Here is an 18,250-nt window from a genome sequence, read left to right on the forward strand (position 1 = left end):
TCCATGCGTCGCTTCGTCAAACTCAAGGCTCTGCTGCTGCTCCTGCTGCTGTCGGTTGCGATCTTGTCGGTCCTGCCCTCGTTCGCACAGATCGGCAAGTTCGAGCTCCCACCGCTCATCTCCGAGACCTTCACCCGTCAGTTCAAGCTCGGCTTGGACCTTCAGGGTGGCCTCCACCTCGAGTACTCCGTCGCCGTCGACGAGGCGCTCGAGAACAAGCTCGACCAGATGGCCGGCGAGCTCGAGAGCGCGTTCAAGGAGAAAAAAGACGTCACGGTTCAGACCGAGCGCAAGGGCAAGGACACCCTGATCCTGCGCTTCGAGAACCCCGAGGACGTCAAGCTCGCGACCGAGGACGTCATGGCCGTCGTCGCCGGTCACCTCGAGCGTGACCTCGACGCCGAGAATCTCGAGTCCGAGGGCATCATTCAGATGAAGGTGCCCGAGGAGGTCATCGAGGACAGCCAAAAGGCCGTGATCGGCCAGGCGATCGAGACCGTGCGGCGCCGCGTCGACGCGATGGGCGTCGCCGAGCCCAACATCTATCCCAAGAACCGCCAGGTCGTGATCGAGCTGCCCGGCGTCAGCGACACCGCGACCGAGCTGCGCGCGGCGGCGAATGAGGTCTCCAACCTCATGATCGCGCTGATCAACACCGAGGGCATCCAGGTCCAGCCGGTCGAGAACCGCGAGGATCCTGGCGCGATCGACATGCGCGTGGTCGACAGCGACGCCCGCGCGGTGCTCGAGCAGATCTTCGGGGCCGACAAGCTGATCCCGCAAGACGACGGCTCGGTCATGATCTTCGACCCCGACCGCCTCGGCGCCGAGGTTGCGATCCTCCCCGAGGTCGCGGGCGCCGACCCCGATCCCGAGATGGTCACGATCTCGCTGACCGAGTCCGCCCGCGACGAGGTCCTCGAGAGCTCCTCGGACTTCCGTCGGCTGCTCAAGGTCATCGAGCGCGCGGCCGTGCTCGAGATGCACATGGTCGACGACGAGACCCCGTTCAAGGACACCGGCAAGCCCTACCTCAGGGCCCTGTTCGACGCCGGCTTCGTGACCGAGGGCCTCGGCATCTCGGTTGCGATCGAAGACAACTACGGCAAGCCCGAGAAGGGCGCGCCGATGGTCGAGGAGCCGATCGCCTTCTACGCGCTCGAGCGCGAGACCCTCGAGCGCTTCTTCAACAGCCTGCCCCCCGAGTGGCGGATCCCCAACACGCACAAGGTCGCGTACGGCGAGGTCCCCTGGGTCCTGCGCCGCAACGAGGAGCCGACCCAGCTGTGGCGCACGCACATCATCCGCTCGCGCGCCGACATCACCGGTGATCGGATCACGACCGCCAACGTCGGCTACAAGCAGGACACCAACACGCCCCAGGTCGAGGTCAGCTTCGACAAGATCGGCGCCCGCGACTTCGACCGCATGAGCGGCGACAACATCGGCCGCAAGATGGCGATCATCATGGACGAGCGCGTGGTCTCCGATCCGATCTTCAACGAGCGGATCCCCAACGGCAACGTGGTCATCACCCTCGGCTCGCAGCCCGGCGACTCGATCCGCGAGCAGGCCAACGACCTGGTCAAGGTGCTCAAGAGCGGCTCGCTGCCGGCCCGCCTCAACAAGGAGTTCGAGATCCGGGTTGGCGCCGACCTCGGCCAAGAGTCGGTCGAGCGCGGGTTCAAGGCCTTCTTGGTCGGCCTCGGCATGGTCATCGTGTTCATGGCCATCTACTACCGCCGCGCGGGCGTGATCGCGGTCTTTGCGCTGGTCATGAACATGGTCCTGGTCCTCGCGGCCATGGCCCTGTTCCAGGCCACGCTGACCCTGCCCGGCATCGCCGGCGTCGTCTTGACGATCGGCATGGCCGTCGACGCCAACGTGATCGTCTTCGAGCGCGTACGCGAATTCTTACGCGAGGGCTTCACGGCCCGGGCGGCGATCGAGGCCGGCTACGATCGCGCGTTCACGACCATCCTCGACTCGCAGCTCACGACCGCGATCGCCGGTCTGGTCCTGTGGCAGTACGGCTCCGGGCCGATCCGCGGATTTGCGATCACCCTGCTGATCGGCATCGCAACCTCGATCTTCACGGGCGTGTTCGCAACCCGGGTGTTCTTCGACTGGCAAGCCAACCGCCGCGGCTTCGACCGGGTCTCGATCTGAAACGGGGGGCATGACGATGGCTGATAACGATCGAAACGACACCCCCGAAGGCGACAAGGACCCGACCAGCGGCTCGCGCCGCAGGCGAGGCCGCAGCGCCCGCGCAGGTTCCGGCGGCGGCGGCGGCGAGGCCAAGGCCAAGGCCGCGCCGCCCGATCCGAGCAAGCTGAAGTTCTTCAAGCTGATCCCGGACAACACCAGGATCGACTTCGTCGGCAGGCGCAAGCAGGGCTTGCTGCTGTCGCTGACCGTGGTCCTGCTCGCAATCGGCATGATGGTGTTCAACGCCTTCACGACCGGCTCGGCGCTCAACTACGGCATCGACTTCCAAGGCGGCTCCTCGGTTCGCCTCGCGCTCACGCAAGAGGCTGACATCGAGCAAATCCGCGATCTGCTCGACGACGCGGGCTACTCCGGCAGCTCCGCGGTCGCGGTCCCCGACGCCGAGAACGAGGTCCTGATCCGGGTCAAGCAGGTGATCGCGATCTCCGAGGAGGAGCTCGCGGGCTGCCGTGACTCGCTCGTGGGCCTCGACGATGGCGTCGAGCTCGTGCCTGACGACGGCTTCGTCCATCCGGGTGAGAGCTCGAAGATCTTCATGAAGTTCACGGCCCAGCCGAGCAACTCGCAGATCGAGCGGCTGATGGCCGAGGCTGGCTGCCACGGCACGGCCTCGCCCGGGGTCGGCAAGCCCGAGGAGTTCCCGGTCGAGTTCGCGCTGATCGGCGTCGGCAACGACATCGCCAACGTCATCGACCAGGAGCTCGGGGCCGGGACCGTCGACCACATCGTCGCGAGCGAGACCGTCGGCGCCAAGGTCGGCAGCCAGCTCAAGCGCGACGGCGTCCAGGCGATGCTGTTCGCGATCGGCTTCATCTTCTTGTTCGTGATGATCCGCTTCGACCTGCGCTTCGCGCCGGGCGGCATCGTCGCGTTGGTCCACGACGCGATCATCGTCGTCGGGGCCTTCGCCCTGACCGGCAAGGAGTTCGACCTGACCTCGATCGCCGCGGTCCTGACGATCATCGGCTACTCGATCAACGACACGATCGTGGTCTTCGACCGGGTCCGCGAGCGCGTGGCCTTGCACCGCGACGACCCGATCGAGGAGACGACCAACACCGCGCTCAACGACACCCTCAGCCGCACGATCCTGACCTCGACGACGACCCTGCTCGTGGTCGCGGCGACCTGGGTGCTCGGCAGCGGGCAGATCAGGGACTTCGCGTTCGCGCTCCTCGTCGGGTTGATCGCCGGGACCTACTCCTCGCTCTTCGTCGCCTCGCCCGTGTTCTTGTGGGTCAACGACAAGATGTACAAGGGCAAGGGCCACCTGCTCACCGCCGACAAGGACGCCGAGCGCGGGACCGGGACCTTGCTCGGACCCCAGATCGAAGCTGGGCCCGAGCGGGGCGACGGCGCTGGCGATCAGCCGGCCGTCGACGCCGAGGTCGCGGGCACGGCCGAGGGCGAAGGCGCGGCCGCGGTCGAGCCGAGCGCGGGCGACGACATCAACGTGAAGATCGCCGACGTCGACAAGGGCGTCGGCGAGCGCAAGACCCGTCGCCGCCGCCGCCGACCGAAAGACTGATTCGAGCGGCTGAGCGCGCGCGGGCACGATGAGCGAGCCGAGCGAAGCTGAGTCGTGGGCGCTGGGGGAGCCGCCCCGCGCGCACCTGCGCGGCGCGCTGCCAAACTACTCGAGGGCCGAGCTGCGCGAGCGCGCCGAGGCCCTCGACGTCCACCCGATCGTCGTCGAGCTGATGGTCGGCCGCGGGATCGAGGAGCTCGACGAGCAGCGTCGCTTCTTGGCCCCGCGCCTGCGCGAGCTCTCGCCGCCCGCGACCATGGCTGGCTTCGCCGAGGCCGTCGATCTGCTGGTCACAGCCCGGGCCCGGGGCTGGCGAGTGGGGATGTTCGGCGACTACGACGTCGACGGCGTCACGACGACCACGATCCTGACCACCTTCCTCGAGTGCGTCGGCGTCGAGGTCGTGGCCAAGGTCGCGAGCCGCGCGGGCGGCTATGGCTTCGGCCTCGCGCCGGCCAAGGCCCTCCACGAGGCCGGCGTCGATCTGGTCTTGACCGGCGACTGCGGGACCTCGGATCACGAAGCGCTGGCCTGGCTGCGCCAGCGCGACGTGCCCACCGTCGTCATCGACCATCACCAGGTCCCCGAGACGATGCCGCCGGCCAGCGCGTTGCTCAACCCGCACCAGGCCGGCTGCGCGTTCCCCTTCAAGGGCCTGTGCAGCGCGGGCGTCGGCTTTTATCTGGCCGCGGGCATGCGCTCGGCGATCGCCAAGGCCGAGCCCTCGAGCCGCGCCAACCTGCCGGATCCGCGGGCGTGGCTCGATCTGGTCGCGCTCGGGACCGTCTGCGACATGATGCCGCTGCGCGGCGACAACCGCGTGCTGGTCCGCCACGGGCTCGAGACCATGGGCCAGCGCAAGCGGCCCGGGGTCCGCGAGCTCCTGCGTCGCGCGCGGGTCGGTCCGGAGCACGCGGTCGACGAGGGCCACCTCGGGTTCATGCTCGGGCCGCGGCTCAACGCGCCGGGGCGGCTCGGCAGCGCCGAGCCCTCGTTGGAGCTGCTGCGCTCGCGCTCGGGCGCCGAGGCCGAGGCGCTCGCGGCCAAGGTCGAGATGTTCAACAGCCAGCGGCGCTCGCTCCAAGATCGCATCGTCGCCGAGGCCCTCGACCAGCTCGGCGAGGATCCGCGCACGCCGCGGCGCAGCGGGATCGTGGTCGCACACGACAACTGGGCGCCGGGGATCGTCGGGATCGCGGCGGCCGGGATCGTCGAGCGCTACGGCCGGCCGACGCTGGTGATCGGGGTCGATCCGGGCAGCGGCGAGGCTCGGGGCTCGGCGCGGACCTCCGCGGGCGTCGACGTCCGCGCGGCCTTGGCCGAGTGCGCCGACCTCCTGCGGCGCTACGGCGGGCACAAGGCGGCGGCTGGGGTCAGCATGGACGCCGCCAACATCCCGGCCCTGACCGAGCGCTTCGATCAGGCCTGCGCGGCCCAGCTCGGCGAGGAGGTCGGGCGCGATCCGATCGACGTCCACGACGGCGAGCTCGCGCTCGAGGACATCGACCTCGAGTTGATCGGCGCGATCGAGTCGCTCGGGCCGTTCGGGGTCGGCTTCGAGCGCCCGCGCTACCTGTGCGCGGGCGCCCAGGTGGTTCGGGTTCGCGTGTTGAAGGAGCGGCACCTCGCGCTGACCCTGCGCCAGGGCCGGGACCAGCGCGACGCGATCGCCTTTCGCAAGGCAGAGTTTGGCGTCGAGCGGGGCGACAGCATCGGCTGCCTGTTCACCCCCTCACGCAACAGCTACGGCGGACGCGACCGGCCCCAGCTGATCATCGATCGCCTGTGGCGAGTCCGAGGGTCCTAGACGCTGACGGCTGACGGCCGCAGTTCAAGGGACGCTTCCGGACCGTTGGTAGCAAGCTGGCTCGCAGTCTGGCCCGTTCGGCTGCAGGATCTCATCGACGAGGGTGGTCACCAGCGCGTTGGCGATCACCGCCTCTTGCGTGGACAGGGGGACGACGGCCACGCTGATCGTGCTCGTCTCGGCCATCTCTCCGGTGATCTCGAACCCGCCCGCGTCGCACTCGAGCCACTCGGGCAGCGGCTCTGCGTCGGGCGCGTTGTCGAGGCAGGTCACGCTGACCGGCTGCCCGTTCGGGTTGATCGTCAGCGCGTAGGGCTCGTTGACGACGATGGCGCCGTAGTCGACGACCAGGGTCGAGTCGCAGCTGGCGGTCGTGCATACGCCGCCGCCGCAGCTCGACAGCGAGGGGAGGAGGATCAGGATCAGCGCGGGGATCAGGCGGGCGAGGCGTGACACGTTGGCCCGAGGCTAGCAGCCCGGGCGGCGCTGCTACACTGACGCCCGTGTTCCGCCCCTGGCTGCGAGTCGCCCGTCCCGACGATTGGACGGGCATGGTGGCGCGCTTCGGGCTGTGGCCGGTCTACTTCGTGGTCCTGCTCGCCGTCGGGCTCGCCCGGATTCCGAGCGCGTGGTGGGTGATCGGCGCCGGCTACGAGACCCTGACCCGGCTGATCATCGCGCTCGCGGTCATCTACCTGCTCGGCTGGCTGCGGATGATCGCCTGGACGCTGATCCCGGGCGCGGTCATCCAGTTTGGGCGACGGCTGTGGTTTCGCCACCGTGGCCGTCGGATCCGCCTGCCGATCAAGGCGATCACGACGATCGACGTCGAGCAGCGCCCGCCGCCGGTCAACGAGGCCTTCATCCTCGAGCTCGCCGATGGGGCGGTCTACGACATGTGCCCGGTCAGCTGGGATGGCGCCGAGCGGATCTACTCGGTCGTCGCCCGGCGGGTCCGGCGAGCGAGGCTCCGCGCGAACCGACGCCTCGCTCGGGCCAAGCGCCGCGCCCCGGCGCCCACACCGGACGAGTCCTGAGTCAGGCGTGCTCGCTCGGCTCGGCCGGATCGTCTCGGCGGGTTCGGCGGCGAGCTAGGATGCCGATCACCGAGGTGCCGATCATCAGGGCCGCCGCGACCCCGAGGTGACTGGGGACCACGTGGGCGGCCCCGTTCACCGGGCACTGCCAGGTGATCGCAGTGAGCGCCGTCAGTGAGATTCCAGCCGCGATCCAGTAGACCGCCGAGGTCTTGCGTCGCTGAACGAAGGCGCCGCTGAGCAGACCCATGAGCAGCACGACCGTCGCGTAGACGGTGATCATCATCCCGCAGCCTCCGCCGAGGTCGAAGTGCTTGTCGGGTCCGAACATGTGGCCCTCGGGCAGGCCCAAGGTCGCGAGGATGGCCAGCCCGACGGTCCCGACGGCGAGGGCGATGCGTGCGCCCCGAGAAGGGAACACCAGGCCCAGGCCGATCGCCGGAAACACGATCAGGCACAGGACCCAGAGCACGCACTGCAAGGCCAGCTGCCACCACGGCTGGTCGAGGAGATCCGGGCGCAGACCCATGAGCAGCATGGCCCCGCCGAGCGCCAACACGACGATCGCCAGGGCCGGGATGAAGTGGCGCCGGCGATCTCGCTGGCGCGACTCGAGGTCGGCGACGATGAGCTTGGCCGCGTCGATGGTGGGTCGCTCTTGCATCAGTTGCCGCCCCCCAGCCCGAACGCAGCCCAGATCCAAAAAAGCAGGACCGATCCGCTCGTGCCGAGCATGCGGGCGAGGGCCTTGTAGCCCCGGTGAGCCCGTACGCGCGCCGCACCTTCGCGGATCTCGAGGCGCTGCGCGACCTCGGCCATCGACATCCCGCGCAGCTTGTGGAGCTCCACGACTTCGCGCTGGCCCTCGGGCAGCAGCGCGATCGCGTCGCGGACTCGATCGACGACCTCCTGGCTGTGCTCGATGCCCACGACTCGATCTTCGATCGACACGGCGTCGTCGACAAACTCGGTCGCCGGCCCGTCTTCGAAGCGCTTCAGATCGACGCGGCGACGCTCCTGGCGGCCGCGCTTGCGCAGGTGGTCCATGGCGACGTTGCGCGCGATCGCGAAGTACCAACCCTGGACCGCGCCGTCTGGATCCCCGCCTTGCAGACAAAAGCGATCCCGGGCGAGGTGAGCCTTGAGGAAGGTCAGCTGCAGGAGGTCGTCGACCGTTGGTTCGTCGCGCACGAGCTTCATCAAGAACCCACGCAGGCGAGGGCTCAAGGCGCCATGAAGAGCCGCGAACGCCCGGGGATCACCGTCCCCGTAGCGCTCCATCAAGTCGTGAAGACCACGCTTGTCGGCTCGTTGCGTCACTCGACCTGCACCCCGGTCAACGTATCGATCGTCGTCGGTGTTTCGCGGGCGCGCAAGCGCAGGGCTGACCGGCGTTCGGAACCCGGCCCAATGTGACTTTCGTCGCGTCTGGCGGGCCCCGCGGGCAGGCACGCGAAGCCCCCAAGTGTCCGCTTTGTCGGGCTTGCTCCGGGGAAACGGCTGTGATACCGATTCGTCCACAGCTCCGAACTCGGCAAGGGCGGGGGAATCCTCCGCTCTTTTTTCGTCCCGGGAACCTGTGGTCCACGTGACCCAGCAACACCGATCCGCAAGACGAAACGCCGGGCTAGGAAGACCTTCATATGAACCCGACCCAAAATTCGCCCGCGTACACCGCCGCCACCGCCTCGAAGGGCGGCGGGTCGGGCGGCGTGGGCGAGCGGGCTGCGGGCCGTCACGCGAGCGCCGAGGCCGTGCTCACCCGCGCCGTCGAGCCCGTCGTCGAGGACATGGGCTTCGAGCTGCTCCGGCTCGAGTGGCTCGCGTCCGGCAAGCGGCGGGTCATGCGGATCTACCTCGATCACGCCGACGGGGTCTCGATCGCCGAGTGCTCACGCATGAGTCGGATCATCGGCAACACACTCGACGCGAGCGAGGCCGCGGCGGGGCAGGGGGCGGACACCGCCCAAGCCCCAGACCCCGCCTTGGTCGCGCTGCTCACCCACCCCTACACCCTCGAGGTCTCGTCCCCGGGCGTCGACCGTCCGCTCGCGCGAAGGCGTCACTTCGCCGCCCAGGTCGGCGCTCGCGTCAAGATCGAGACCTGGGCCCCGCTCCCGCCCGAGTTCGGCGGATCCGAAGCGGGGAGCGGGGAGCGCAAGTTTCACGGGCGAGTCGTCGCGGTCGAGGAAGACCCGGCGGCGCCCGACGACCAGCGATCCGGCGTCGTCGTGGTCCACGATCACGAGCGCGACCGCACGCTGCGTATCCCCTTGCCCCGGATTCGCCGGGCCAACCTCGTGTGGGAGGGCTAGGCCGCACGAGGTCGATCAGTTCGAGGACAACGACATGGAAGAGAACGTCAACCTCAGCACGGTCATCGACGCGGTCTGCCAGGAGAAGAACATCTCCCGCGATGTTCTGATCGACACCGTCGAGCAGGCCGTCGCGACCGCGGCCCGGCGGGTGTTCGCCGACCGCGAGATCGAGGCCAGCTTCGACCTCGATACGGGCAACGTCAATCTGTTCCAGGTGCTGTACGTGGTCGACCGCGTCGAGCTCCCGATGCGCGAGATCAGCGTCGAGCAGGCCGGGCGCTCCGGGCTCGAGGCCGAGGTCGGCGACGAGCTGCTGTTTCAGATCTTCTATCTCGAAGAGGACCAAAAGCAGGCTGAGGCCCAGGCCAAGCAATACCCGGAGATCCCGGCGCTGCAGCAGGTCAACACGGCGTTTGGGCGGATCGCGGCCCAGACCGCCAAGCAGGTCATCATCCAGCGCGTCCGCGAGGCCGAGCGCGAGAACCTCTACGATCGCTACAAGGAAAAGAAGGGCGAGCTCATGACCGGGATCGTCCGCCGCTTCGAGCGGGGCTCGATCGTGGTCGAGGTCGACAACGGCCGCGCCGAGGCGATCTTGCCCTCGCGCGACCAGGTCCCGCGCGAGTCCCTGCGCCCGGGCGACCGGATCGTCGCCTACGTCAAAGACGTCGACAAGTCGGCCCGCGGCCCCCAGATCATCTTGTCGCGCACGCACAAGGGTCTGGTCGAGAAGCTGTTCGAGCATGAGGTCCCCGAGATCTTCGAGGGCATCGTCCGGATCGAGGCCTGCGCCCGCGAGCCCGGCGCGCGCTCGAAGATCGCGGTCTCGAGCCGCGATCGTGACGTCGATCCCGTCGGCGCCTGCGTCGGCATGCGCGGCAGCCGAGTTCAGGCCGTGGTCCAGGAGCTGCGCGGCGAGAAGATCGACATCGTGCCCTTCGACGAGGATCCCGCGCGCTTCGTGTGCAACGCGATCCAGCCGGCCCAGGTCTCGCGGGTGCTCATCGACGCCGAGCGCCACACGATGGAGCTCGTCGTTCCCGACGACAAGCTCAGCCTCGCGATCGGCAAGAAGGGCCAGAACGTGCGCCTGGCCTCGCGCCTGACCGGGTGGCGGATCGACATCCACTCCCAGAGCAAGATCGGCGAGATGGAGCGGCGCAGCCGGGCCGAGATGGCCGCGATCCCCGGTGTCGGTCGGGACGTGGCCGCACATCTGTTCGATCTCGGCTGGCGATCGCTGCGCGATCTGGCCGTCGCCAACATCGACGAGCTCGCCCAGGTCGTCGGCAGTGTCGACGCCGCCGACGAGATCATCGACACGGCCAACGACGCGGCCAGCGGCAAGATCCAGCTCGAGGTCGTCTACGACATCGAAGAGGACGAGCTCGACGACGAAGTGGCTCAAGGGCAAGGGCAGGGGCTGACGGCTGAATGACGATGGTTGACCCAGAGCTCGGCGCCGAGGCGCGACGGCGGGCCGCCCCGATGCGGACCTGCGTCGGGTGCCGTGCAACGCGCCCCCAGGGCGAGCTGCTCCGCTACGGCCTCGCCGCAGGCAGCGTGGCCCCCGCGATCGGCGCACGTCCACAGCTCGCGGGTCGCAGCGCGTACCTGTGTCCGCGTCGCGCGTGCCGCGATCGGGCGATCAAGCGGCGCGCGTTCAACCGAGCCTTCTCCACCTCGCTCGCGCTCGTGTCCGGCGGCCCCACCGCGGCCGACGCCCTGTGGACCGCCACTGCAGATTTGCTCCGGCGTGAGATCCAGCTGCTCGATCGCAGCGCGGAAAACCCTCACGCCAACCTCCGACGTCGAGGACTCGAACGACTCTTGTTTGAACTATCATCCCCGCCCGCCCCCTCCGATCACCGTTCGAGCGCGAACGGGCAGGGAGGTCGTCCCACCCATGGCTAAGATCCGTATCTACGAGCTCGCAAAGGAACTTCAGGTCGAGAACAAGGCGCTCGTCAAAGAGGTCCGCTCGCTCGGTATCGAGATCAAGGGCGTCATGAGCACCCTGAGCGACGACGAGGCCGACCGAGTCCGACGTGAGCATGGCTCAGGCGGCGCGCGGCCATCGGCCCCAGCGGCCGGCGGCGCGAAGCCGAAGCAAAAGGCCTCCCCCGCGCCCTCCGCCCGACCGATCCGTCGCCGGGCCAAGGGCCCGCGTCCTGCGGTCAAGGAGCGCGAGAAGGAGCGCGAGCGCGAGATCGAGGAGGCGCAGCGGATCACGGTCACGCCGAGTCCCGCGCCGGTCTCGACTCCGAGCACGCCAATTCGCCGGCGCGCACCCGAGCCTCGGCGCCCGGCGGTGGTCCCGAGCGAGGCCTCGGCCGCCAGTCCCGCGGCGGCGGTCCAGCGGCCGTCCGCGCCCGCGTCCACGCCCGCGCCCGCGCCCGCGTCGTCCACGCCTGCGCCTGCGCCTGCGCCTGCGCCCGAGCCCGAGCCGGTCGTGGAAGAGCCGCGAGTGCCGCCGAAGGTCGGCGATCGCATCGAGCTGCCCAAGGGCACCCGTCGCTTCCGCGGCGGGCTCGCGGCCAAGCTCGAGAAGCAAGAAAAGGATGACGAAGTCCGCGCGGCCGAGGTCGCGGAGGACGAGCGGCGCGTGGCCGCCGAGGCCGAGCGCGAGGCCGAGAAGGCGGCGGCCGAGGCCGCAGCCGAGGAGGCCGCGAGGCCAGCGAGGGAGGCCGACGCACGCCGTGTCGTCCGCAACGAGGACGGCGTCATCGTCGCCGCCGCGTCGAAGCGATCCGAGCCGAAGATCCTCGGCTTCATCTCGCTGCCGACCAGCCCCCGGCGCCAGCAGGTCATCATCACCGAGGCCAACAAGGGCCGGACCGAGGGCCGCGCGACCGCACGCAAGCGCCGCGAAGAGCGGGCCCAGCAGCGTGGTCGTCGGCCCCGCTCGCGCTTCCGCCGTGACCGCGGCGGGCCCAAGCAGGTCTCGACCGTCGAGATGAGCGAGGCCAAGAAGCGCATCCGCGTCGACGAGGCCATTCAGATCTCCGACATGGCCCACCAGATGGGCGTCAAAGCATCCCGGCTGATCCGCACCTTGTGGGGCATGGGCATGCGCAACATCACGATCAACAACGCGGTCGATGTCGAGACCGCGGAGCTGGTCGCGGCCGAGTTCGGCTACACGATCGAGAACGTCTCGTTCCAAGAGGACGAGTTCATCGGCGCCTACGAGGACGAGGGCGAGCTGCGGGCCCCGGTCGTCACGATCATGGGTCACGTCGACCACGGCAAGACCACGCTGCTCGACCACATCCGCAAGAGCCAGGTCGCGGGCGGCGAGGCCGGCGGCATCACCCAGCACATCGGCGCCTACCGGGTCGAGACCGACCAGGGTCCGGTCGTGTTCATCGACACCCCCGGACACGAGGCGTTCGGGGCCATGCGCTCGCGCGGCGCCGCCGTGACCGACATCGTCGTCCTGATCGTCGCCGCCGACGACGGCGTGATGCCGACCACCCGCGAGGCGATCGCGCACGCCAAGGAGGCCGAGGTCCCGATCGTCGTTGCGATCAACAAGATCGACAAGCCCGACTCCAACGTCGGCCGGGTCGAGCAGATGCTGATGAAGGAGGGCCTCGTCGGCGAGAAATTCGGCGGCGAGACCACGATCGCGCACATCTCGGCCAAGACCGGCGAGGGCGTGAACGAGCTGCTCGAGAGCCTCGCGGTCCAGGCCGAGGTCCTCGAGCTCCGCGCGCCGGTCGAGGGTCCGGCCGCCGGCACCGTGATCGAGTCGCGGGTCGACAAGGGCCGCGGAACGGTCGCCACGGTCCTCGTTCAGGCCGGCGAGCTGCACAAGGGCGACATCGTGGTCGCCAACGAATTCAGCGGCAAGGTCCGCGGCCTCTACACGCCCGCGGGCAAGAAGGTCAAGAACGCGCTGCCGTCCACTCCGGTCGAGCTGCTCGGCCTCGACGGTGCGCCCCCGGCCGGTGAGCGCTTTCACGTGGTCGACAGCGAGAAGGACGCTCGCCAGATCGTCTCGCACCGTCGCGAGCAGCGGCGGCGCAAGGAGAGCGTGCTGTCCGGGCCCTCGCTGCTCGAGCGGATCAAGAGCAAGAAGGTCCCGTCGCTCAAGATCGTGATCAAGGCCGACGTCCAGGGCTCGGCCGAGGCGCTCAAGAACACCCTCGAGGAGCTCTCGGTCGAGAAGGTCCGCGTCGAGGTCATCCAAGCTGGCGTCGGCGCGATCAACGAGACCGACGTCAAGCTCGCTGCGGCGGCCGAAAATCCGCTGATCATCGGCTTCAACGTCAAGACCGTGGGCAAGGCCGCGCCGCTGGCCGAGCACGAGAAGATCCCGATCGAGACCTTCTCGGTCATCTACGAGGCCACCGATCGCATCCGCGAGCGGATGATCGACCTGCTCGAGCCCGAGTACCGCGAGGTCGCTCAGGGGGTCGCCGAGGTCCGGGCGCTGTTCCCGATTCCCCGCCTCGGCGTGGTCGCGGGCTGCCGCGTGATCAAGGGCAGCGTGACCCGCAGCAGCTACATCCGTGTCCGGCGCGACAACCGGGTCATCTACGAGGGCAAGATCGGCTCGCTGCGCGTGTTCAAGGACGACGTCCGCGAGGTCAAAGAAGGCATGGAGTGCGGCATCGTGGTCGAGGGCTTCTCCGAGGTCGAACCCGAAGATCTGCTCGAGGCCTACGAGCTCGAGACGATCCGGCCGGAGCTCTAGATGTCCAGGCGCCAGCAACGGGTCGAGGAGCTCATTCGTCGAGAGATCGCGCAGATGTTGCTGCGCGGTGAGCTCCGCGATCCCCGGCTGTCCCCGGCGAGCGCCGTCAGCATCACGGGCGTCGGCGTCAGCGGGGATCTCTCGGTCGCGCGCGTCTACGTCGACGTCCTGACCGAGAGCCTCCGGCGCGACGACGTCCTCGACGCGCTCGTGAGCGGCGCGGGGGTGATCCGGACCAAGCTCGGCGAGCGCCTCCAGCTGCGGCGGATGCCGGAGCTGCGCTTCGAGGCCGACCAGAGCATCACCCGCGGCGCGCGGGTCGAGGAAATCCTGTCCGAGCTCCGCGACAGCGGCGAGCTCGAGTAGGGCGCTCGCGCGCTTGGTGTCATGGGTCGAGGTCGAGGTCGGGGTCGCAGGCGCCAGTCGGGCGCGTTTGGGGTCTTGCTGGTCGACAAGCCCGCGGGGCCGACCTCGCACGATGTCGTGGGCTGGGTCCGCTGGGCCCTCGGCGAGCGGACGGTCGGCCACTGCGGGACCCTCGACCCGCCGGCGAGCGGCCTCCTGGTCATCTGCGTGGGCGAGGCGACCAAGCTCGTCGAGCACCTGACGGCCGTCGACAAGCGCTACCGGGCGCGCTTCGTGATCGGGCGGTCCACGACGACCGCCGACGCCGAGGGCGAGATCGTGGCCGAGGCGGCGGTCCCGCCCGATCTCGAGGCCCGCGCGCTCGAGGCCTTGCGCGGGCTGATCGGGCCGTTGGAGCTGAGGCCGCCGGCCTACTCGGCGGTCAAGATCCAGGGCCGGCGAGCGCACGAGCTGGCTCGCGCGGGCGAGGATCCGGCCCTGCCGCCGCGCTCGATGGCGGTCCACGAGCTGGTCGTCGAGGCTCACGGGCGCGACGGGGCGAGCCTCTGGATCGACGCAGAATTGACCGTGGCCAAGGGCAGCTATGTGCGCTCGCTCGCGGAGGAGCTCGGTCGGCGGCTCGGGCTTCCGGCCCACCTGGGTTCGCTGCGCCGGCTCGCCTGCGGTCCGCTCGGCGTCGATGACCCTCGCGTCGTTGGCGGCCTGAACGCCGTGCTGTTGGCCGCGAGCGAGGGTCGGCCGCCGAAATGGCGCGTCGAGCTGCCCGGCGAGCGGGATCCGGGCGACGGCGCGTCAGGCGAGCCGGACCACGATCCGCGCCGCCACGCCGCTGCCGAGCTCCGGGCCCGGATGAGCGATCCCTGGCAGCGCCTGGATTTCGAGGTCAGCGAGCTGCCAAGCGAGGGTGCTCACGAGCCGCTGATCACCCGCCTGATTCAGGGCCAGCGCCTCGGCGCCGATGAGCAGACCTGCGCGGTGCTCGGTCTCGCGCGACGCGAGGGGCCGTGCGCGCTCGTCGATCGCGCCGCTGGGCGAATGATCATCCTCCAGCGCGAGCCCAGTGAGCGGGGCCGACTGCGCCTGGCGCCCAGCCGGGTCCTGCGCTTCGAGCCTGAGCTGGCCACCAGCCATTGACAGCAGCCCCTACGATCTGGATGCTGCGCCCCTTCGAAACCACTCGAAAACGACCAGAGCCGGGGAGGGTCCCCGGAGAGAGAAACCAGCATGTCCCTTTCAGCGGATCGCAAGAGCGAGATCATCGGCAAGTTCAAGCGGCACGACAACGACACGGCCTCCCCCGAGGTCCAGATCGCCCTGTTGACCGAGCGGATCAACCACCTCACCGAGCACTTCCGCAGCCACTCGAAGGACCACCACGGTCGTCGTGGCTTGCTCAAGCTCGTCGGCCAGCGCCGACGCCTGCTCGACTACCTCCGCGCTCGCAGCCATGACCGTTACAAGGCTGTGATCGAGGAACTCAACATCCGCAAGTAGGTCCCGTCGGGCCGACCTCGCCCCGCTGCACTTGGATCGGCGACCCGGAGCCGGGTCGCTACGAGTGCACGCGGGGTCGAGCGCGCCGTCGCACCTGCTCGCCGTGGCCAGGTCGCATCCGTGCTGTGCTCGGACCAAAATTTCATCGCAGTGTTCGTCCGCGGCAGCAAGGCAAGAGTCCATGGAAATCATACGTGAAGTCGCAAAAATCGGAGATCGCGAGATCAGCATCGAGACGGGCAAGATCGCCAAGCAGGCCAACTCTGTGATCTTGACCCTCGGCGAGACCGTGGTCCTGGTCGCAGTGACGATGAGCCGGCAGCCCAAGGACTTGCCCTTCATGCCGCTGACGGTCGAGTTCCGAGAGGCCAACGCCGCGGCTGGCAAGATCCCGGGCGGCTACTTCAAGCGCGAGGGTCGACCGACCGAAAAAGAGATCCTGACCTGCCGCCTGACCGATCGACCGATCCGGCCGCTGTTTCCCAAGTCGTATCGCTACGACACCCAGGTCATCAGCAACGTGCTGAGCAACGACCTCCAAAACGAGCCCGACGTGCTCGCGATGACGGGCGCTTCGGCGGCGCTGTCGATCAGCCCCGCGCCCTGGGCTGGCCCCGTCGCCGGCATCCGGGTCGCGCGGGTCGACGGCACGCTGATCGCGTTCCCGACCTACGAAGAGACCCAAGAGTCCGACCTCAACCTGATCGTCTCGTGCAGCCGCGACGCGATCCTCATGGTCGAGGCCGGCGCCCGCCAGGTCAGCGAGTCCGACATGATCGACGCGCTGATGTTCGCCAAGGAGCAGTCGCTGCCCTTGGTCGAGGCTCAAGAGCGGCTCCGCGAGCGCGCGGGCAAGCCCAAGATGGAGTGGAAGGATCCCGAGGTCGACGAGAAATTCCGCGCGCTGGTCATGGACAAGGCCCGCGTCGACATGGAGGCCGCGCTGTCGATCGTCGGCAAGCACGATCGCCACGCGGCGATCTCGGCGGTCAAGACCAGCGTCACCGAGGCTCTCGGCGACGCCGCGGCCGAGCGCGGCGAGGAGGTCTCGGCCGCGATCAGCAAGCTCGAGAAGGACCTCGTGCGCGCGTCCACGATCAAGGGCCGCCGCGTCGACGGGCGCAAGACCACCGAGATCCGCCCGATCTACATCGAGGTTCACCCCTTCGAGCGCCCCCACGGCTCGGCGCTGTTCCAGCGCGGCGAGACCCAGGCCCTGGTCTCGACCACGCTCGGGACCGAGCGCGACGCCCAGCGCCTCGACACGATCCGCGGCGACGTCCACAACAGCTTCTTGCTGCACTACAACTTCCCGCCCTACTGCGTCGGTGAAGCCCGACCGATGCGCGGGACCTCGCGCCGCGAGATCGGCCACGGCGCCCTGGCTCACCGCGCGCTCGAGACCGTGCTGCCCGACGCCGAGACCTTCCCCTACACGATTCGGATCGTCTCCGACACGACCGAGTCCAACGGCTCGAGCTCGATGGCCGCGGTCTGTGGCGGCTGCCTGAGCATGATGGACGCGGGCGTGCCGATCTCCGCGCCCGTCGCCGGCATCGCGATGGGCCTGATCCAAGAAGGCGACGACATCGCGATCTTGTCGGACATCCTCGGCGACGAGGACCACCTCGGCGACATGGACTTCAAGTGCTGCGGCACCAAGGACGGCATCACCGCCCTCCAGATGGACATGAAGATCCACGGCCTGACCCGCGAGGTCCTCGAGCGCGCGCTCGAGCAAGCCCGCGTCGGCCGCCTCCACATCCTCGGCAAGATGCTCGAGCAGATCGCCGAGCCGCGCGCCGACATCAGCAAGTTCGCGCCGCGCGTCGAGAGCGTGTGGGTCAAGGTCGACAAGATCCGCTCGATCATCGGGCCCGGGGGCAAGGTCATCCGCGGGATCCAGGAGCAGACCGGCGTCGTCATCAACATCAACGACGACGGTCGGGTCACGCTGGCCTCGGCCGACATCGACGCGATCGAGCGGGCCAAGGCGATCATCGAGGGGCTGACCTTCGAGGCCGAGCCGGGCCAGTTCTACAACGGCGTGGTCAAGCGGGTCGTCGACTTCGGCGCCTTCGTCGAGATCATGCCCGGGACCGACGGGCTCGTGCACATCTCCGAGCTCGAGAATCGTCGGGTCGACAAGGTCACCGACGTGATCTCCGAGGGCGACGACGTCATCGTCAAGGTCGTCAACATCGACGATCAGGGCCGCATCCGGCTCAGCCGCAAGCAGGCCTTCGGCGCGGACCCCGACGAGGTCTTGAACCTCCGCGGCTGATGGACGCAGGGCAGGGCAGGGTCGGGGCGGCGCCGCCGCTGCAGCTGCGGCGCCTCGACGCGCGCGCGGTCCTGCCTCGTCGCATGACCGCGCTGGCCGCGGGGCTCGACCTCGCGGCTTGCTTGCCCGAGCGAGATCCGCTCGAGCTCGCCGTTGGAGCTCGGGCGCTGGTCCCGACCGGCTGGGCCCTCGCTATCGCCCCGGGCTTCGAGGCCCAGGTCCGGCCGCGATCGGGCCTCGCGTTGCGTCACGGGCTCACGGTGCTCAACGCGCCGGGCACGATCGACGCCGACTACCGCGGCGAGCTCCGGGTCCTGCTCGTCAACTTCGGGACGCAGGCGATCCGCATCGAGCACGGCACCCGCGTGGCTCAGCTGGTCGTCGCGCCCGTCGCCATGGTCGACGTGATCGAGGTCGAGGAGCTCCCGCCGAGCCCCGCGCGGGGCACCGGGGGCTTTGGCAGCACTGGATGAGGGACGGAG

At 69.1% G+C, this 18,250-nt stretch carries 16 protein-coding genes; 13 read left to right on the forward strand and 3 right to left on the reverse strand.

Annotated elements, in window-relative coordinates; genetic code table 11:
* The first annotated feature begins 3 nt into the window (after nucleotides 1–3).
* The 3 genes from secD to recJ are packed head-to-tail and all read left to right on the forward strand — an operon-like array spanning nucleotide 4 to nucleotide 5,567.
* The gene (secD, locus tag ENSA5_RS32140; RefSeq protein WP_106395541.1) at nucleotides 4–2,169 is read left to right on the forward strand and encodes a protein translocase subunit SecD; all 2,166 of its coding nucleotides are present in this window, start codon (nucleotides 4–6) and stop codon (nucleotides 2,167–2,169) included.
* A gap of 10 nt (nucleotides 2,170–2,179) precedes the next feature.
* Entirely contained in the window at nucleotides 2,180–3,760 is a 1,581-nt protein-coding gene (gene secF / locus ENSA5_RS32145) for a protein translocase subunit SecF (protein WP_106395542.1), read from the forward strand.
* A gap of 28 nt (nucleotides 3,761–3,788) precedes the next feature.
* Nucleotides 3,789–5,567 carry a single-stranded-DNA-specific exonuclease RecJ gene (gene recJ / locus ENSA5_RS32150; protein WP_106395543.1) on the forward strand — a complete coding sequence of 593 codons (1,779 nt, stop codon included), beginning with the start codon at nucleotides 3,789–3,791 and terminating at the stop codon, nucleotides 5,565–5,567.
* 24 nt (nucleotides 5,568–5,591) lie between these two features.
* Here recJ and ENSA5_RS32155 read toward each other — a convergent pair whose 3' ends face one another.
* Nucleotides 5,592–6,023 carry a hypothetical protein gene (locus ENSA5_RS32155; RefSeq protein ID WP_106395544.1) on the reverse strand — a complete coding sequence of 144 codons (432 nt, stop codon included), beginning with the start codon at nucleotides 6,021–6,023 and terminating at the stop codon, nucleotides 5,592–5,594.
* A 47-nt stretch (nucleotides 6,024–6,070) separates the two neighbouring features.
* On the opposite strand from ENSA5_RS32155, the gene ENSA5_RS32160 reads away from it, so the two are divergent.
* Complete coding sequence (locus tag ENSA5_RS32160; RefSeq protein ID WP_146156342.1) at nucleotides 6,071–6,604, forward strand: hypothetical protein; 534 nt, start codon at nucleotides 6,071–6,073, stop codon at nucleotides 6,602–6,604.
* A gap of 1 nt (nucleotide 6,605) precedes the next feature.
* Here ENSA5_RS32160 and ENSA5_RS32165 read toward each other — a convergent pair whose 3' ends face one another.
* A complete protein-coding gene (locus ENSA5_RS32165) occupies nucleotides 6,606–7,268 on the reverse strand; it encodes a hypothetical protein (protein ID WP_106395546.1) in 663 nt (220 codons plus the stop codon).
* Nucleotides 7,268–7,924: an RNA polymerase sigma factor gene (locus ENSA5_RS32170; protein WP_146156343.1), complete on the reverse strand. Its 657-nt coding sequence runs from the start codon at nucleotides 7,922–7,924 to the stop codon at nucleotides 7,268–7,270. The genes ENSA5_RS32165 and ENSA5_RS32170 overlap by 1 nt, the downstream gene beginning before the upstream one ends.
* Nucleotides 7,925–8,247: 323 nt before the next feature.
* On the opposite strand from ENSA5_RS32170, the gene rimP reads away from it, so the two are divergent.
* The 9 genes from rimP to dut all read left to right on the forward strand — a co-directional run bounded on the left by rimP (nucleotide 8,248) and on the right by dut (nucleotide 18,241).
* Nucleotides 8,248–8,919: a ribosome maturation factor RimP gene (gene rimP / locus ENSA5_RS32175; protein WP_106395548.1), complete on the forward strand. Its 672-nt coding sequence runs from the start codon at nucleotides 8,248–8,250 to the stop codon at nucleotides 8,917–8,919.
* 34 nt (nucleotides 8,920–8,953) lie between these two features.
* Entirely contained in the window at nucleotides 8,954–10,360 is a 1,407-nt protein-coding gene (gene nusA / locus ENSA5_RS32180) for a transcription termination factor NusA (RefSeq protein WP_106395549.1), read from the forward strand.
* 50 nt (nucleotides 10,361–10,410) lie between these two features.
* Nucleotides 10,411–10,836 (forward strand): YlxR family protein, encoded by a 426-nt coding sequence (locus ENSA5_RS39870; RefSeq protein ID WP_373422456.1) that lies wholly within the window; start codon nucleotides 10,411–10,413, stop codon nucleotides 10,834–10,836.
* Nucleotides 10,829–13,624 (forward strand): translation initiation factor IF-2, encoded by a 2,796-nt coding sequence (gene infB / locus ENSA5_RS32190; protein ID WP_106395551.1) that lies wholly within the window; start codon nucleotides 10,829–10,831, stop codon nucleotides 13,622–13,624. Before ENSA5_RS39870 ends, infB begins: the two co-directional genes overlap by 8 nt.
* Nucleotides 13,625–13,990 carry a 30S ribosome-binding factor RbfA gene (gene rbfA / locus ENSA5_RS32195; protein WP_106395552.1) on the forward strand — a complete coding sequence of 122 codons (366 nt, stop codon included), beginning with the start codon at nucleotides 13,625–13,627 and terminating at the stop codon, nucleotides 13,988–13,990.
* Between the two features lie 21 nt (nucleotides 13,991–14,011).
* Nucleotides 14,012–15,124 (forward strand): tRNA pseudouridine(55) synthase TruB, encoded by a 1,113-nt coding sequence (truB, locus tag ENSA5_RS32200; protein WP_106395553.1) that lies wholly within the window; start codon nucleotides 14,012–14,014, stop codon nucleotides 15,122–15,124.
* A 90-nt stretch (nucleotides 15,125–15,214) separates the two neighbouring features.
* On the forward strand, nucleotides 15,215–15,484 hold the full coding sequence (gene rpsO, locus ENSA5_RS32205) for a 30S ribosomal protein S15 (protein WP_106395554.1): 270 nt from the start codon (nucleotides 15,215–15,217) through the stop codon (nucleotides 15,482–15,484).
* A 181-nt stretch (nucleotides 15,485–15,665) separates the two neighbouring features.
* Nucleotides 15,666–17,768 (forward strand): polyribonucleotide nucleotidyltransferase, encoded by a 2,103-nt coding sequence (gene pnp, locus ENSA5_RS32210; protein WP_106395555.1) that lies wholly within the window; start codon nucleotides 15,666–15,668, stop codon nucleotides 17,766–17,768.
* An 83-nt stretch (nucleotides 17,769–17,851) separates the two neighbouring features.
* Nucleotides 17,852–18,241 (forward strand): dUTP diphosphatase, encoded by a 390-nt coding sequence (dut, locus tag ENSA5_RS32215; protein ID WP_444843377.1) that lies wholly within the window; start codon nucleotides 17,852–17,854, stop codon nucleotides 18,239–18,241.
* The last annotated feature ends 9 nt before the right edge of the window (nucleotides 18,242–18,250 follow it).

The sequence above is a fragment of the Enhygromyxa salina genome, from assembly GCF_002994615.1.
Classification (GTDB): Bacteria; Myxococcota_A; Polyangia; order Nannocystales; family Nannocystaceae; genus Plesiocystis; species Plesiocystis salina_A.

What these genes read in the sequence shown, in the direction of transcription:
- secD (WP_106395541.1), top strand. Translation starts at nt 4, where the DNA reads ATGCGTCGCTTCGTCAAACTCAAGGCTCTGCTGCTGCTCCTGCTGCTG.
- secF (WP_106395542.1), top strand. Translation starts at nt 2,180, where the DNA reads ATGACGATGGCTGATAACGATCGAAACGACACCCCCGAAGGCGACAAG.
- recJ (WP_106395543.1), top strand. Translation starts at nt 3,789, where the DNA reads ATGAGCGAGCCGAGCGAAGCTGAGTCGTGGGCGCTGGGGGAGCCGCCC.
- ENSA5_RS32165 (WP_106395546.1), bottom strand. Translation starts at nt 7,268, where the DNA reads ATGCAAGAGCGACCCACCATCGACGCGGCCAAGCTCATCGTCGCCGAC.
- rimP (WP_106395548.1), top strand. Translation starts at nt 8,248, where the DNA reads ATGAACCCGACCCAAAATTCGCCCGCGTACACCGCCGCCACCGCCTCG.
- nusA (WP_106395549.1), top strand. Translation starts at nt 8,954, where the DNA reads ATGGAAGAGAACGTCAACCTCAGCACGGTCATCGACGCGGTCTGCCAG.
- ENSA5_RS39870 (WP_373422456.1), top strand. Translation starts at nt 10,411, where the DNA reads ATGCGGACCTGCGTCGGGTGCCGTGCAACGCGCCCCCAGGGCGAGCTG.
- infB (WP_106395551.1), top strand. Translation starts at nt 10,829, where the DNA reads ATGGCTAAGATCCGTATCTACGAGCTCGCAAAGGAACTTCAGGTCGAG.
- rbfA (WP_106395552.1), top strand. Translation starts at nt 13,625, where the DNA reads ATGTCCAGGCGCCAGCAACGGGTCGAGGAGCTCATTCGTCGAGAGATC.
- truB (WP_106395553.1), top strand. Translation starts at nt 14,012, where the DNA reads ATGGGTCGAGGTCGAGGTCGGGGTCGCAGGCGCCAGTCGGGCGCGTTT.
- rpsO (WP_106395554.1), top strand. Translation starts at nt 15,215, where the DNA reads ATGTCCCTTTCAGCGGATCGCAAGAGCGAGATCATCGGCAAGTTCAAG.
- pnp (WP_106395555.1), top strand. Translation starts at nt 15,666, where the DNA reads ATGGAAATCATACGTGAAGTCGCAAAAATCGGAGATCGCGAGATCAGC.
- dut (WP_444843377.1), top strand. Translation starts at nt 17,852, where the DNA reads ATGACCGCGCTGGCCGCGGGGCTCGACCTCGCGGCTTGCTTGCCCGAG.